We start from the raw sequence: 15,113 nt of genomic DNA, 5'->3' as shown, positions 1-15,113 counted from the left end.
CACGGGCGCTCCTCGCGGGCACGGAAAGTTGCCGGATCAGCAATCCCGGGTCACATGCCCGCGCCGACGAGCCGCATCGCCGAGGTCAGGCGGTGCTCGCCGCGTTCGGCGGCCCGGTGCGCGCCTTCCTTGCGGATCCGGGCCAGCTCCGCCGGGTCCGCCAGCAGCTCCAGCGTCCGCTCCCGGATCGGGCGCAGCGTCTCGATCACCGCCTCCGCCACGGCCTCCTTCAGCTCGCCGTACGACGCGAACTCCGCCGCCACGTCCGCCGGACGCGCGCCCCGGCAGCCGGCCAGGATCTCCAGCAGGTTGGCGACCCCGGGGCGCTCCTCCGGCGCGTACGCGACCCCGCTGAACCCGTCCGTCACCGCGCGGCGCACCTTGCGGCGGATCAGGTCGGGCTCGTCCAGCACGAACACCACCCCGGCCTCCTCCTGCGCCGACTTCGACATCTTCCGCGCCGGGTCGGACAGGTTCCGCACCCGCGCGCCCGTCGGCGGCAGCACCGGCCGCGGCACCGTGAACACCTCGCCGTAGGTGCTGTTGAACCGCCGGGCCAGCGCGCGGGCCAGCTCCACGTGCTGGTTCTGGTCCTCGCCCACCGGGACCTCCGCCGCGCCCTGCAGCAGGATGTCGGCGGCCATCAGCACCGGGTAGGTCAGCAGGCTCAGCCGCACGCCCGGCTGGCCGCTGCCCTTCTCCTTGAACTGGATCATCCGCGCGGCCTCGCCGTAGCTGCAGGTGCACTCCAGGATCCAGGTGAGCGCGCCCAGCTCGCGGGACAGGTCCGACTGCACGAACACGCGCTCGGCGGGGATCCCGGCCGCCACAAGGACGGCCAGCATCTCGCTGGTCCGCCCGCGCAGCTTCGCCGGGTTGTGGGTGGTCGTCATGGCGTGCAGGTCGGACACGAAGTACAGGTCGTCCGGGCCGCCGTCGGTCACCCAGCGCTGGATCGCGCCCAGGTGGTTGCCGAGGTGGGTGTGGCCGGACGGGGTGATCCCGGAAATTCGCATCGGTGGTGTCCTCGGGTCGGTGGCCACCCCCGCCACGGCCCCCGGGAACGACGAAGGCCGCCTGCGCGGGCGGCCTCGTCGTGGGTGCTGGTGTCAGCGCACGTCGGTGGGACCGCCTGCCGGCGGCCACCAGAAGTTCGCGATCGTGCGCACACCAGCAGCGTAGCAGCGGCCGAAAGTAATATCCACATTGCCTTCCGGAAAGCAATTCTTTGGATTGTCGAACCGGTGTCGCACAGATTACTGGCAAATGGCTGAGAATCATTTCCCGGGGGCCGTTCCCGGGGCTACCGTGAAGGTATGTACATCGTGCTGATCGACTACACGGCCCCGGTGGAGGAAGTCGACTACTACCTGGCTGACCACGCGAAATGGCTGGACCGGCACTTCCGGTCAGGCGAGTTCCTGACCGCCGGGCGGCGCACGCCGCATTCCGGCTGCGTCATCATCACGCGGCCGATGCCCCGCGTGAAACTGGAGGCGATCCTCGCCTCGGATCCGTTCCACCTGCGCCGGCTGGCGCGGCACGAAATCGTCGAGTTCGGCGCCACCCGCACCGCGCCGGAACTCCGCCTGGTGAACGAAGCGCTGGCCGTCTAGGTGTACTCGGCCAGGACGTTGGTAGGGGTGGGGTGATCTTGAGATGGGGGAGCCCCTGGTTGGGTGTGCTTGTCTAGGGCCACGCTTGACCGGCGGCTTTCGTGCCTCACTGTTATGCGCGCACCACGTTTCTGTGCATGTTGCTGATCGTCCAGCGATATCACGCGGGGTGGCTGCAGGCTCATATCTCGACGGATCGTCGAGCTGCGGGAGCGGGGGCGTCGGAGCCCCGGGCTGGCTGGGCGCGGAACTGGGTGTGCCGGCACGGACGGTGTCGCGGGTACTGGCCTGCCGTCAGGTTCCGTCGTTGTCGATGCTGGACCCGTTGACCGGGGCGGGTATCCGGTCAAGCAGGGCCAGTGCGGTGCGGTATGAGCGCGACCGACCGGGCGAGCTGGTGCATATGGACGTGAACAAGATCGGCCGCATCCCCGGCGGAGGAGGGTGGCGGGCCCACGGCCGCACCCAGCAGGAAACCACTCGGGACCGCACGACCAAAGTCGGGTTCGACGACGTCCACTCCCTGGCCGATGAACACTCCCGGCCGGCCTGCTCCGCGATCCTGCCCGACGACAAAGGCGCGACGTGCCCTGCCTTCCTTCGCCCGTCGCGGCATCCCCGGATCGAGCGGTTGATGACCGGCAACGCCTGGGCCTACCGCTGGTCCCTACGCCAGACTGCGCCGAGCACGGCATCCGCCAGAGGTTCGTCAAACCCCACTGCCCCTGGCAAAACGGCAAAGTCGAGCGCTACCACCGCACCCTGCACACCGAGTGGGCCTACCGGCAGGGTCTTCACCAGCAACACCCAACGAGCAACCGCACTTGCACCCTGGCTCAAGCACTACAACACCCAACACCGCCGCGGCGCACTCGGCAGCCACCCATCACCAGCCGACTGCCACCAACCTGATGGCCAAGTACACCTAGGCCGCCTTCTTCAGGTCCGCCTTCGCCCGCTGGAGTGCGAGGACCGGGCACTTCTTGCAGCGCGGCTTCGACCGGCAGCACTTCTTCTTGACCTTGCCGGCCTTCATGAGCTTGCGGACCACCTTGCGCGGGTCCGCGTCCTTCTTGCCCAAACCACCACTCCACAGCTCCGAGGTGCCCTTAGGTTAGGTGAACCTAAGTGATCATCCACCGTGGCCCTGGTCACAATGTGGTACCGGGTATCCTGAACGGGATCGCGTATGCCAAAGCGGGCCCGCGATTCATCCCTTCGAAATGTTCAGGAGCCCTCGCGTGCCCACAGCAACCGCCGAGAAGGTCCGCACCGACCTCCGCAACGTCGCCATCGTCGCGCACGTCGACCACGGCAAGACCACCCTGGTCGACGCCATGCTGCGGCAGTCCGGTGCCTTCGGCGAACGTGCCGAGCTCGTCGACCGCGTCATGGACTCGGGCGAGCTGGAACGTGAGAAGGGCATCACGATCCTCGCCAAGAACACCGCCATCCGCCGCCAGACCGCCGACGGCCCGGTCACCATCAACGTGATCGACACCCCCGGCCACGCCGACTTCGGCGGCGAGGTCGAGCGCGGCCTGGCCATGGTCGACGGCGTCCTGCTGCTGGTCGACGCCAGCGAGGGGCCGCTGCCGCAGACCCGGTTCGTGCTGCGCAAGACCCTGCAGGCCGGCCTGCCGGTCGTGCTGGTGGTCAACAAGGTCGACCGCCCGGACGCCCGCATCGCCGAGGTCGTCGAAGAGACCCACGACCTGCTGCTCGACCTCGCGGGCGACATCGAGGACCTGGAAGACACAGACCTGGACTCGATTCTGAACCTGCCGGTGATCTACGCCTCCGCGCGCGCCGGCCGGGCGAGCCTGGAGCAGCCCGCCGACGGTGAGCTGCCCGACAGCGAGAACCTCGACCCGCTGTTCGACACCCTGCTGCGCCACGTGCCGCCGCCCCAGGCCGACCCGGAGAGCCCGCTGCAGGCCCTGGTCACCAACCTCGACGCGTCGAACTTCCTCGGCCGCATCGCGCTCATCCGCATCCACGCCGGCAAGCTCCGCAAGGGCCAGACCGTCGCGTGGCTGCGCGAGAACGGCGCGGTGCAGAACGTCCGGATCTCCGAGCTGCTGGTCACCGAGGCGCTGGAGCGGGTGCCCGCGCAGGAGGCCTCGGCCGGTGACCTGGTCGCCATCGCCGGCATCCCGGACATCACGATCGGCGACACGCTGGCCGACGTGGAGAACCCGGTGGCGCTGCCCCGGATCACCGTCGACGAGCCGGCCATCTCGATGACGATCGGCGTGAACACCTCGCCGCTGGCCGGCCGCAACGGCGGCGACAAGGTCACCGCGCGCCTGGTCAAGGCCCGGCTGGACCAGGAGCTGATCGGCAACGTGTCGATCCGCGTCCTGCCCACCGAGCGCCCGGACACCTGGGAGGTCCAGGGCCGTGGCGAGCTGGCGCTGGCGATCCTGGTCGAGCAGATGCGCCGCGAGGGCTTCGAGCTGACCGTGGGCAAGCCGCAGGTGGTCACCAAGACCATCGACGGCAAGCTGCACGAGCCGTTCGAGCGCCTCACGCTGGACATCCCCGAGGAGCACCTGGGCGCGGTCACCCAGCTGCTCGCGGCGCGCAAGGGCCGCATGGAGGACATGGGCGGGCACGGCACCGGCCGGATCAAGCTCGAATTCGTGCTCCCGGCCCGCGGTCTGATCGGGTTCCGCACCGACTTCCTGACCGAGACCCGCGGCACCGGCATCGCGAACCACGTGTTCGAGGGCTACCACCCGTGGGCGGGCGAGATCCGCACCCGGCACAGCGGTTCGCTGGTCGCCGACCGGTCCGGCCCGGTGACCTCCTACGCGATGATCCAGCTCGCCGACCGCGGCACGTTCTTCGTCGAGCCGGGCGCCGAGGTGTACGAGGGCATGGTCGTGGGCGAGAACCCGCGCGCCGAGGACCTCGACATCAACATCACCAAGGAGAAGAAGCTCACCAACATGCGCTCCTCCACCGGTGACGAGCTGGAGCGCCTGGCGCGCCCGCGCAAGCTCGGCCTGGAGGAGGCGCTGGAGTTCTGCGCCGCCGACGAGTGCGTCGAGGTCGCGCCGAACGCGGTGCGCGTGCGGAAGGTGACGCTGGAGATCACGCAGCGGGCCAAGGAGCGTTCGCGCGCCAAGTCGCGCGGCTGAGGTCTGAGCGGGGGACGTCCATCGCGGTGGACGTCCCCCGTTTCGTTGTCCGGGGGAACCACGACACGCTCAGCAACGTCCACCTTTCGGCGGTACCTGATCCGGTGACAGCGAGTCCCGGCCGGTCTGGCAATCTCGGTACCGCGGCTACAGGCCTTGTGACACCATCATGGGCTCATCAGGGGAGGCAGCGTGCGGGGAAGCGGTAAAGCGGCGGCACTGGTCACGGTGTTGCTGACCGCGGTGGCCGCCGCCTGCACCAGCACCCCGCCGCCGCCGGTGGTGACCTCGCCGGTGGCCCACTCGTCGACCCCCGCGGTGCCGACGGCGTCGCAGATCGTGATCGGCGTCGACGACATCGCGGGCGGGTACAACCCGCACAACCTGGCCGACCAGTCCACCATCACCACGGCGCTGTCGCAGATGCTGCTGCCGTCGGTGTTCCGGCCCGACGCCCACGGCGAGTACCAGCTCGACACCACGCTGATGCGCTCGGCCGAGGTCACCTCGACCGACCCGTTCACGGTCACCTACCTGATCCGGCAGGACGCCTCGTGGTCCGACGGCGCGCCGATCGCGGTGGAGGACTTCGTCTACCTCGCCGAGGCGATGCGCGACCAGCCCGGTGTCGTGCAGCCCGCCGGGTACCGGCTGATCAGCGGCATCCAGCCCAGCGAGGGCGGCAAGGGCGTCCAGGTGACGTTCGCCGAGCCGTACCCGGGCTGGCAGACGCTGTTTTCGAACCTGCTGCCGCAGCACCTGCTCAAGGACGCCCCGGGCGGCTGGCAGGGTGCGCTGCAGGACAGTTTCCCGGCCTACGGCGGCCCGTTCTCGATCAAGACGCGGGACAACGCGCGCGGTGAGATCATCCTGGAGCGCAACGAGCGCTACTGGGACAAGCCGGCCGCGGTGGACCAGATCGTGCTGCGCCGGTCGGACGCCACCGGCCTGGCCGGGGCACTGCGCAGCGGCAACGACCAGTTCGTGATGTCCCGCACCGACAGCGCCGGGCTGAACCAGTTCCAGGCGCTCGGCCCGGCGGTCCAGCTGACCACGGTGGCCGGGCCGCGGGTGGCCGAGGTGCTGCTGCGCCCGGCGAACGGCCCGCTCGTCGACGACCAGGTCCGCGAGGCCGTGTCGGCGTTCATCGACCGGAACGCCCTGATCGACGAGGGCACCGGAGGCGGCCCGTCGGCCGGGCTGCGGGCCGAGGCGCAGGTGCGGTGGCCGTCGCAGGCCGGGTACGCGCCCACGATCCCCGCCGGGTACGGAGTGCCGGACCCGGCGAAGGCGGAGTCGCTGCTGACCGCGGCGGGCTACGTGAAGGAAGCCGGGATCTGGCGCAAGGACGGCAAGGCGCTCACGCTGGTCGTCGCGTCGCCGGGGCAGCAGGAGCCCTACGCGAGCATGGCCAAGGAGCTGAGCAACCAGCTGATCGCGGCCGGCATCCAGGTGAACACGCTGAACGCCCAGCCGCGGGACCTGTTCGCCAACCTGCTGGCGTTGCCGGTCAGCCAGGGCTCGACCGCCCCGGCGGGCAACTCGGGTGCCGTCGGGGTCGACATAGCGGTGGTGCCACTCCCGGTGGGCGGCGACGCGGCGACGGTGCTCGCCTCGACGTTCGGATGCCGCCCCGGGCAGTCCACACCGTCGGCGAACGTCGCGGTGATCCCGGCCAACCCGGCCGCCGTCTGCGACGAGACACTGCAGACGACGATCGAAGAGGCGCTCACGGGAAAGAAGCCCCTGGCCGACGCGCTGGCCGAGCTGGAGCCGAAGCTGTGGGCCCAGCACACGGTGATGCCGCTGTTCCAGCTGGCCGACACGCTGGCGACGGGACAGGGGATCTCCGGGATGACGGTGGGACCCCCACTGCTGGGCCCCTTCGGCGAAGCGGTGAACTGGACCCGCAGCCCCCGCTGAGCGGCGCGCGGCTGGATCAACCGGCGGCCGGCAACGAAAGCCAGCCACCCCTCTCCCGCAACCCGATCCCCAGCCAAACACTGAAAGATCGGGTTCGGAGGGGCAGATCCGGGCGTAGCGAAGCGAAGCCGGCGCAGTAGATACCCGCGTAGCGGCTCCGCAAGCCACGAGAATCAGATCAACTGCCGCGCCTGTGCGTAGTGGCAAGCCGCCGGATGACCCTGTCCGCGATCGACGAGCAACGGCTCCTCGTCGATGCACTTGGTCCGCTCCGCATCCGACAACTCGTTCGCGAACTTCGGGCACCGCGTCCGGAACCGGCACCCACTCGGCGGGTTCGCCGGGCTCGGCACGTCGCCGGTGATCACGATCCGCTCGCGCGACCGCTCCTTGCGCGGATCCGGCACCGGGATCGCCGAGATCAGCGCCTGCGTGTACGGGTGCGCCGGATTGGAGAACAACTCTTCCGACGGCGCCGTCTCCACGATCTTGCCCAGGTACATCACCGCGATGCGGTTGGAGATGTGCCGGACCACCGACAGGTCGTGCGAGACGAACAGGTACGACAGGCCGAACTCCGACTGCAGGTCCTGCAGCAGGTTCAGCACACCGGCCTGGATCGACACGTCCAGCGCCGACACCGGCTCGTCCAGCACCAGCAGCTTCGGCTGCAGCGCGAGCGCACGGGCGATGCCGATGCGCTGCCGCTGACCGCCGGAGAACTCGTGCGGGTACCGGTTGCCGTGCTCGGGCCGCAGGCCGACCGTGGCGAGCAGCTCACGCACCCGCTCCCGGCCGCCCTTCTCGTACAGGTTGTGGATCCGCAGCGGCTCGGCGATGATCTCGTTGACCGGCATGCGCGGGTCGACCGAGGCGTACGGGTCCTGGAACACGATCTGCATCTGCCTGCGCAGGGACTGCATCTGCTTGCGGTTCAGCTTGTGCAGCTCGGTGCCCTCGAAGAACACCTCACCGCTCGTGGCCGGCTGCAGGTTCAGCACCACCCGCGCGGTGGTCGACTTGCCGCACCCCGACTCGCCGACCAGGGCGAGCGTCTCCCGCTCGTAGATGTCGAACGACACCCCGGACACGGCCTGGACCTCGCCGATCTGGCGCCGGATCAGCCCGCCGCTGCGCACCGGGAAGTGCTTGACGACGTTGCGGGCGGACAGCACCGGGGTCCGCTGGTCCTGCTCGGGCAGCACGCCGGCTGCGCTCTCGCTCATTCGGTCTTCTCCCCGGGAGTCACCGCGGCCACCGCGTCGACGTCGTCGACCGAGGTCGGGTTGAACAGATCAGTGGCTTCGCGGCCGGCCAGCTCGTCGCTGAAGTGGCAGGCCGCCTTGTGCAGACCGTCCGTGGTCGGTTCGAGCGCCGGCTCCTCGGCGTCGCAGATCTCCTGCGCCATCGGGCAGCGCGGGCTGAACGGGCAGCCCGGCGGCATGTTGACCACCGAGGGCGGGGAGCCGGCGATGGGGGTGAGCCGGTCGGTCTTGATGTCCAGCCGCGGCAGGCTGCCGAGCAGGCCCAGCGTGTAGGGCATGCGCGGGGTGTAGAAGATGTCGTCGACCGTGCCGGCCTCGACCACCTTGCCCGCGTACATGACCTGCACCCGGTCGGCCTGGCCGGCGATGACGCCCAGGTCGTGTGTGATCAGCACCATCGCGGCGCCGGTTTCCTGCTTCGCGGCCTGCAGCGCGTCCAGCACCTGCGCCTGCACGGTCACGTCCAGCGCGGTCGTCGGCTCGTCGGCGATGATCACCTCGGGCCGGTTGGCGATCGCGATCGCGATCACCACGCGCTGCCGCATACCGCCGGAGAGCTGGTGCGGGTACTCCGTCGCCCGCTGCTGCGGGTTCGGGATGCGCACCAGGTCCAGCAGCTCCACGGCCTGCTTGCGGGCCACGTCCTTGCGCACGTCGTGGTGTGCGGTGATGGCCTCGGCGATCTGGTCGCCCACCGGGTAGACCGGGTTCAGCGACGTCATCGGGTCCTGGAAGACCATCGCGATGCCGCTGCCGCGGACCCGGGTCATCTCCTTCTCGGACAGTTCCAGCAGGTTCCGGCCCCTGAAGTTGATCGTGCCCTTGACCCGCGCCGTGCGGGGCAGCAGCCCCATGATCGCCAGCGAGGTCACCGACTTGCCGGAGCCGGATTCGCCGACCACGCCCAGCACCTCACCGCGGCCGAGCTGGTAGGTCACGCCGCGCACGGCCTGCACGAGGCCGTCGTCGCTGGGGAACTGGACGGTCAGGTCCTCCACCGAGAGGACGGGGTCGGCCGTCGTCTGGGAGTCGAACGAGGTCATGCGCGCACCTTCGTCTGCTGGGGGTCGAACGCGTCGCGGAGCCCGTCCCCGATGAAGTTGATCGTCAGCGCGATCAGGATGATGAACAGGCCCGGGAAGTAGAACAGCCACGGGCGGGTGTCGACCGCCGTCTGCGCGCTGCTCACCAGCAGGCCGAGCGAGGTGTCCGGGGGCCGCACGCCGAAGCCGAGGAACGACAGCGCGGTCTCCAGCAGGATGCCGATGGACACCAGGATCGTCGCGTTCACGATCACCGAGCCGAGCGCGTTGGGCACCAGGTGCCGGAAGATGATCCGCGCGTCACCGGCACCGAGCGCGCGGGCCGCCTCGATGAACTCCTTCTCCCGCAGCGACAGCACCACACCGCGCGCGACGCGCGACACGTAGGCCCAGTACAGGCCGGCGATGACGACGGCGATCAGCCACCAGCTGCCACCCACGTTGTGGGCGAGCACGGCGGCGACGGCGAGCAGCGGAAGCGTGAGCACCAGGTCGGCGATGCGCATCAGGATGGTGTCGATCCAGCCCCGGTAGTAGCCGGCCACCGCACCCCAGATAGTGCCGACGACCGTGGCGAAGATCGCCACCAGCACGGAGATCTGCAGCGAGATCTGGGTGCCGCGCAGCACGTTGGCGAGCATGTCCTTGCCGACCGCGTCGGTGCCGAACGGGTGCGCCAGCGACGGCCCCTCGGAGTTGTCCGGGGTGATGTCCTCGGGCCCGTACTTCCACAGCCAGCCGCCGACGTAGGCCAGCAGCACGATCACGATCAGCAGGATCAGGCTCGCCACGGCCAGCCGGTGCTGCATGAACCGGCGCAGGACCAGCTGGAACTGGCCGCGTTCCTGGACCGTGAACTCCCGCTCGACCGTCCCCTTCGGGGTCGCGTCCTGGAGCTGGGCGGTCACGGTGGTTTCGGTGGTCGAGCGCTCAGGCATGGCGGATCCTCGGGTCGAGCACGCCGTACAGCAGGTCGGCGACAAGGTTGAACAGGATGACGAAGGTCGCCGAGATCAACAGCCAGGCCTCGACGGCGTACACGTCGCTCGCGGCGATGGCGTCCAGCAGGAACGTACCCGCGCCCTGCCACTGGAACACCTTTTCGGTGACGACGGCGCCGGAGATGATCGAGGCCAGGTCGAGCGCGGTGACCGTGGTCAGCGGGATGAGGGCGTTGCGCAGCGCGTGCCGTCGCATCACGACGCCGCGGGACAGGCCCTTGGCGCGGGCGAGCCGCACGTAGTCGCTGTTGAGCACTTCGAGCATCGAGCCGCGCTGGAAGCGGCTCCACGACGCGTAGGAGATCAGCGCCAGCGAGATGGTCGGCAGGATCATGTGCCCCAGCACGTCCGTGAGGTGGGCCCAGAACCCGCCCGTCACGTAGATCGAGCTCGCGCCGATCGTGTAGAAGACCTGGTCGCCCACGGCGTTGTTGACCGAGATGCCGCCCTGCTTGAGGAGCACCGCGAGCCAGAACGAGGGCATCGACAGGAAGAGGAAGCCGAAGAAGGTGGCCGTGTAGTCCAGCTTCGAGTACTGCTTCACGGCGCTGACGGCGCCGACCACGATCGCCAGGATCAACGCGATGATCATCGCGAGGAAGATCAGGCGGAAGGTGACGGCGAAGCGGGAGATGACCTCGGACCCGATGTCCATCGTCGAGTTGACGGACGGGCCGAAGTCGCCGCGGAAGATGCCGGTGATCCAGTTCCAGTACCGCTCCATGAGCGGCTGGTCCAGGTGCAGCCGGCGGGTCTCGGCCGCGATGGTCTGCGGTGGTGGTGGCGGATTCCGGGTGAGGAGACCGCTGAGCGGGTTGGCCGACAGCGACACCATCACGAAGACGACGAACGTCGACACGATGAGGATCGGCACCGACACGAGCAGCCGGCGCAATGCGAAGGCGAGCATGGAGGTCTTCCTGCTGAAGTTCGACCAGCACGCCGCTCGTGACGGCGGAACCGGGCGGCGCGACCTGTCTGGTTGGGGTGGTTTCGTGCGGTTAGGGGGTGGGGGAGACCGGCGATGCCGGCCTCCCCCACCGAATTACTTCTCAGTAATGTACTCCGGCGGAGCGATCAGCCCTTCCGGATGCCCCACTCGTGCATGTTGTAGACCGGCCCGTCGAGGGTCGAGTTGTTGCGGATGTTGGCGATGTTGTCGTACGACGCGATGAAGGTCGGCTTCTGGTACAGCGGAAGCACGTACGCGTCCTCGGCCATCAGCTGGTTGGCCTGGTTGAGCAGTTCCGCCGCCTTGGCCTGGTCGGTCTCGGCGTTGGCCTGCGCGATCAGCTGGTCGACCTGGGGGTTGCTGTACTCGCCGTAGTTGCTCTCCGAACCGGTGGTCCAGTTCTGCTCGGCACCGGAGAACGGGAACGGCGAGGCGACCCACGCGAACACGATCACGTCGAAGTCACCGTTGCTGGTGGTGTCACCGAGGTCGTCGGTCGGCACGATGTCGACCTTGACGCCCAGCTGGCTGGCGGCCTGCTGGAACAGCTCGCACTCGTTCTGGCGGATCTGGTTGCCCACGGTGTAGCGCATCCGCAGGGTCGGCACCGGCGCGCCGCTCGGGTCGATCAGCTGGTCGCCCTGCAGCTTGTACCCGGCGCTGGTGAGGATCTGCTTCGCCTTGTTGATGTCACCCGTGCCCTGGCCGGTGGACGAGATGACGTCCTGGTAGCCCTCCTGGCCCGGCATGAAGTTGTGGTTGTGCAGCGGCTTCACCTTGTCGGTGAACTGGCCGACGGTCTTGTCGATGATCCCCTGGACATTGACCGCGGTGTAGAGCGCCTGACGCAGCGCCTTGTTCGCCAGTGCCGGGTTCTTCAGGTTGAAGTCGAAGTGCTCCCAGGTCAGGCCGAGGCCGATGTAGGAGGACACGTTCGGGATGTTGCGCACCTGGTTGACCAGGTCGACCTGCGGCTGCGGGTAGATGACCTGGACCTCGTTGTTCTGCAGGGCCGTCGGCTCCTGCGAGGCGTCGGTGATGATCCGGAAGATCACGCGCGACAGCTTCGGCTTGGCACCCCACCACGCGGGGTTCGGCACCATGGTGATCGACACGTTGTTCTGGAAGTTGTCGATCTTCCACGGGCCGCCGGACCAGGTCGGGACCGTCTCGCCGAACCACTTGTACGACTCCGCCAGGCCGGCCGGGGTGTTCACGTCACCGTGCTGCGCGGCCAGGTGGGCGGGGTACATGGCGCCCGAGGAGCTCCACAGGTTCTTCCAGTCGGTGTACGGCCGGTCGAAGGTCACGGTGACCGTCTTGCCGTTGTCCGAACCCACGACGGAGTTGACCAGGTTGTAGCCGGAGGAGCTGGCCGGGGCGCAGTCCGGGCAGTCCTTGCCGTTCTGGACCTTCCAGTTGTAGACGAAGTCGTCGGCCGTGATCGGCGTGCCGTCGGACCACACGGCCTTCGGGTTGATCTTGTAGACCACCGTCTGCGGGTTCGTGCTGGTGATGTCGGCCGAGGTCACGAAGTCGGTGGCCAGGGTCGGCTTGAGGTCCGGCGTCGTGTAGAAGGTGTAGGGCAGGATGCCCTTGGTCACCATGCCGGTCTCGAAGACGTTGCCCTCACCGGACGTGACGTTCCAGTTCGGGATGTTCTTCTCGATCGCGAAGGTGACGTCACCGCCGTCCTGCAGCTGGTCAGCGGCGGCCGAGTTGCACGCGTTCGGGTTGGCGTCGCATTCGGCGAACGCCTGCCCGGTCTGGACGCCACTGTTGTCACCGCCGCCACCGCCACAGGCGGCGAGGACCAGCGCGGCGGTCGCGGCGAGCGCGCCGATTCTGGCGGCACGTGACTTGGTCTTCCCTAACATTCATTCTCCTTGCTCGACGCCGTCGTGGGTAGCGAGGCGGCCTCGTCCTGTGGCGGCGAACTGTCGAGGTGATCGAGTTTGCTCACCGTAGTCGTGCAACCTAGGCAGAGGAACAGCCGAGACGGCCACTCAGCGTGAGATTGTGATGGAACAGTGACGCGCCGTCCCTCACTCGAACGGGTGAGGAGCGTTGCCGTTCGTGGCCGCCTGACCTTCCCCCCGGAACTCGGTGCACGGGCACCCCTTCTTGGATATCCCCTGCTACGGCGCGGTGCGTAGCTCGGGGGAGAATAACCGACGCGTCCCACTTTGTGGACCCCACGAAAGGACTAGTCATACGCCTGTGACAGGAACGCCACACAATCTTCTAATTAACCTGAACTCGTGACCGCTACCTCCGCACGCCGGCTCCTGCTCGTGCACGCCCATCCCGACGACGAAAGCATCACGACCGGCGGGACCATCGCCCGCTACGCCGCCGAAGGGGTCGACACAACCCTCGTGACCTGCACACTCGGCGAGGAGGGGGAGATCATCCCCAAGGGTCTGGACCAGCTCGGGGCGTGGGCCGGGGACCAGCTCGGTGGCTACCGGTCGGGGGAACTGGCTTCCGCCGTCCGGGCGCTCGGGTTGACCCGGCAGTGTTATCTGGGAGGTATCGGGCGCTGGCGTGATTCGGGCATGGCGGGCACGCCGTCGGCCGGCCACCCGCGCGCGTTTTCCGGAGGAGATCCACATGAGCAGGCCACCCAGCTGCGGGCCGTTCTCGACGACGTGCGCCCGCATGTGGTCGTGACCTACAACGCCTTCGGCGGGTATGGGCACCCGGACCACATCCGGGCACACGCAGTAACCATGATCGCCGTCCAGGATGCCCCGTACGTGCGACGGGTCTTCCACATCGCCGCCTCCCGCGACGCCCTCGACCGCGGGGTGGCGCGCCTGCGGGAGGAGCCCGGCCTGCCGTGGCGGCTGCCCGCCGACGGCGAGCTGCCGACCACGCCGGACGAGGAGATCACCACCGCCATCGACGTGCGGGACCACCTCGACGCCAAGATCGCGGCCCTGGCCGCGCACGAGACGCAGATCAGCGTCCGGCCCCCGGCGTTCGCGTTGTCCAACGGCATCGCGCAGCCCATCGACGAAATCGAGCACTATGTACTGGTGCACGGCCCGGCCGAGGGCGCGGAGCGCGACCTGTTCGGAGGGCTGTAGGTGTCCAGGCTGCTGCTGGTGCTGCTGGTGCTCGACGCGGCGTTGCTGGCCGTGCTCGAGCTGTTCTTCCTGCCGCTCCACGTCGGCGGGACGATCCCGTTCCCGGTCACCGTGCTCGTCGCGGCGCTCACCACCCCGCTGCTCGTGCGGCTGGCCGGGCGGCTGGTCGCGCCGCGGGCCGCGTTTGCCCCGCTCGTCGCGTGGGTACTGGTGATTGTGATCGTCGGGCTGTTCGGGCCCGGCGGTGATCTCGTGCTGCTGCAGGACTGGCGAGCGTTGCTGCTCATCGCCGGCGGGGCGCTGCCGGCGGCGATGAGCCTCGGTGGCGTGCTCGCCGTGCCGCCGAAGAGGAGTGCAACCAGTCGTGGGTGAAGCGATTTCCGACCGTCAGGTCGTCGCCGTGCTGCGCCCGATCGTGCGCGCGTCCGGCCCGGTGCTGCACGCGTTGCGCACACCCGGCCGCCTGGAAGGACTGGCGTCGGTGCGCGTGCCGGGGTCGGCCGCGTGGGAGGCGATGGACCGGGACGGCCACATCGACTGGTGGGTCAACCGGCTGGGCCGGCTGACGTCGCTGGTCACCTCGATCCCCGGGCTCGGCGGCGTGCTCGCCGACCGGCTGCCGGTGCAGGACGCGCTGGGCACGGCCGCGCAGGCGCTGCTGCTGACCGCCATCGCCGAGGAGCACGGCATCGCCGACATCGGCGAGAAGGTCCGGCTGGTCGCGTGGGTGCTGTTCCAGCGCGACATCGACGCCGCGCTCGCCGCGGGCAAGCACGAGGAGTACTCGACGGCCGACGAGGACGCCGAGACCGCGAAGCTGGCCGGCGAGTTCTCCCAGGTGGAGCACCGGCCGCGGCGCATCACGCTGAAGTCGGCCGGCAAGACGCTGTGGCGGATGGGCCGCTCGCTCATGGCCATCACCGACGAGCTGGAGAAGCGGCCGCACGGCCGGTTCTACCACCGGGCCGTCGGGATGCTGCCGGTGGTCGGCCTGGTCGGCGACTACCTCGGCGAGCGCAGCGGGCTCAAGCGGGTCGTGCGCCGCGCGGACGAGTGGTTCGCCCGCGCGGCCTGA

At 69.0% G+C, this 15,113-nt stretch carries 13 protein-coding genes and 1 pseudogene; 7 read left to right on the top strand and 7 right to left on the bottom strand.

Features of this window, described 5'->3' with window-relative positions:
- Positions 1-50: 50 nt before the first annotated feature.
- The gene (gene trpS, locus L1857_RS32080; protein ID WP_116112465.1) at positions 51-1,016 is read right to left on the bottom strand and encodes a tryptophan--tRNA ligase; all 966 of its coding nucleotides are present in this window, start codon (positions 1,014-1,016) and stop codon (positions 51-53) included.
- 300 nt (positions 1,017-1,316) lie between these two features.
- Here trpS and L1857_RS32075 point away from each other — a divergent pair, with 300 nt between their 5' ends.
- Both L1857_RS32075 and L1857_RS32070 read left to right on the top strand, forming a co-directional pair.
- Positions 1,317-1,616 carry a YciI family protein gene (locus L1857_RS32075; RefSeq protein WP_027934134.1) on the top strand — a complete coding sequence of 100 codons (300 nt, stop codon included), beginning with the start codon at positions 1,317-1,319 and terminating at the stop codon, positions 1,614-1,616.
- A gap of 101 nt (positions 1,617-1,717) precedes the next feature.
- Positions 1,718-2,502, top strand: a pseudogene (locus L1857_RS32070) (integrase core domain-containing protein); the annotation flags it as partial.
- A 39-nt stretch (positions 2,503-2,541) separates the two neighbouring features.
- Here L1857_RS32070 and L1857_RS32065 read toward each other — a convergent pair.
- Positions 2,542-2,697 (bottom strand): hypothetical protein, encoded by a 156-nt coding sequence (locus L1857_RS32065; protein WP_167481539.1) that lies wholly within the window; start codon positions 2,695-2,697, stop codon positions 2,542-2,544.
- A 142-nt stretch (positions 2,698-2,839) separates the two neighbouring features.
- On the opposite strand from L1857_RS32065, the gene typA reads away from it, so the two are divergent.
- A complete protein-coding gene (gene typA, locus L1857_RS32060) occupies positions 2,840-4,762 on the top strand; it encodes a translational GTPase TypA (RefSeq protein WP_116112467.1) in 1,923 nt (640 codons plus the stop codon).
- A 192-nt stretch (positions 4,763-4,954) separates the two neighbouring features.
- Positions 4,955-6,685, top strand: coding sequence for an ABC transporter family substrate-binding protein (locus L1857_RS32055; RefSeq protein ID WP_369806792.1), 1,731 nt, complete (start codon positions 4,955-4,957; stop codon positions 6,683-6,685).
- A gap of 173 nt (positions 6,686-6,858) precedes the next feature.
- On the opposite strand, the gene L1857_RS32050 is transcribed toward L1857_RS32055, so the two are convergent.
- The 5 genes from L1857_RS32050 to L1857_RS32030 all read right to left on the bottom strand — a co-directional run bounded on the left by L1857_RS32050 (position 6,859) and on the right by L1857_RS32030 (position 12,823).
- Positions 6,859-7,911, bottom strand: a complete 1,053-nt coding sequence (locus L1857_RS32050; RefSeq protein WP_094004732.1) for an ABC transporter ATP-binding protein — start codon at positions 7,909-7,911, stop codon at positions 6,859-6,861.
- A complete protein-coding gene (locus L1857_RS32045) occupies positions 7,908-8,993 on the bottom strand; it encodes an ABC transporter ATP-binding protein (protein WP_094004733.1) in 1,086 nt (361 codons plus the stop codon). Before L1857_RS32045 ends, L1857_RS32050 begins: the two co-directional genes overlap by 4 nt.
- A complete protein-coding gene (locus L1857_RS32040) occupies positions 8,990-9,931 on the bottom strand; it encodes an ABC transporter permease (RefSeq protein WP_094004734.1) in 942 nt (313 codons plus the stop codon). The genes L1857_RS32045 and L1857_RS32040 overlap by 4 nt, the downstream gene beginning before the upstream one ends.
- Complete coding sequence (locus tag L1857_RS32035) at positions 9,924-10,904, bottom strand: ABC transporter permease (RefSeq protein ID WP_094004735.1); 981 nt, start codon at positions 10,902-10,904, stop codon at positions 9,924-9,926. The genes L1857_RS32040 and L1857_RS32035 overlap by 8 nt, the downstream gene beginning before the upstream one ends.
- A 167-nt stretch (positions 10,905-11,071) precedes the next feature.
- Positions 11,072-12,823 (bottom strand): ABC transporter family substrate-binding protein, encoded by a 1,752-nt coding sequence (locus tag L1857_RS32030; RefSeq protein WP_094004736.1) that lies wholly within the window; start codon positions 12,821-12,823, stop codon positions 11,072-11,074.
- A 384-nt stretch (positions 12,824-13,207) separates the two neighbouring features.
- Between L1857_RS32030 and mshB the strand changes: the two genes are divergently transcribed.
- The 3 genes from mshB to L1857_RS32015 are packed head-to-tail and all read left to right on the top strand — an operon-like array spanning position 13,208 to position 15,113.
- Complete coding sequence (mshB, locus tag L1857_RS32025; protein ID WP_094004737.1) at positions 13,208-14,038, top strand: N-acetyl-1-D-myo-inositol-2-amino-2-deoxy-alpha-D-glucopyranoside deacetylase; 831 nt, start codon at positions 13,208-13,210, stop codon at positions 14,036-14,038.
- A complete protein-coding gene (locus L1857_RS32020) occupies positions 14,039-14,410 on the top strand; it encodes a hypothetical protein (RefSeq protein WP_094004738.1) in 372 nt (123 codons plus the stop codon). It begins immediately after the preceding gene.
- Complete coding sequence (locus tag L1857_RS32015; protein ID WP_198958177.1) at positions 14,403-15,113, top strand: hypothetical protein; 711 nt, start codon at positions 14,403-14,405, stop codon at positions 15,111-15,113. The genes L1857_RS32020 and L1857_RS32015 overlap by 8 nt, the downstream gene beginning before the upstream one ends.

The sequence above is a fragment of the Amycolatopsis thermalba genome, from assembly GCF_023376025.1.
Taxonomy (GTDB): Bacteria; Actinomycetota; Actinomycetes; order Mycobacteriales; family Pseudonocardiaceae; genus Amycolatopsis_E; species Amycolatopsis_E thermalba.
This window is presented reverse-complemented; position numbering and strand designations above follow the sequence as displayed.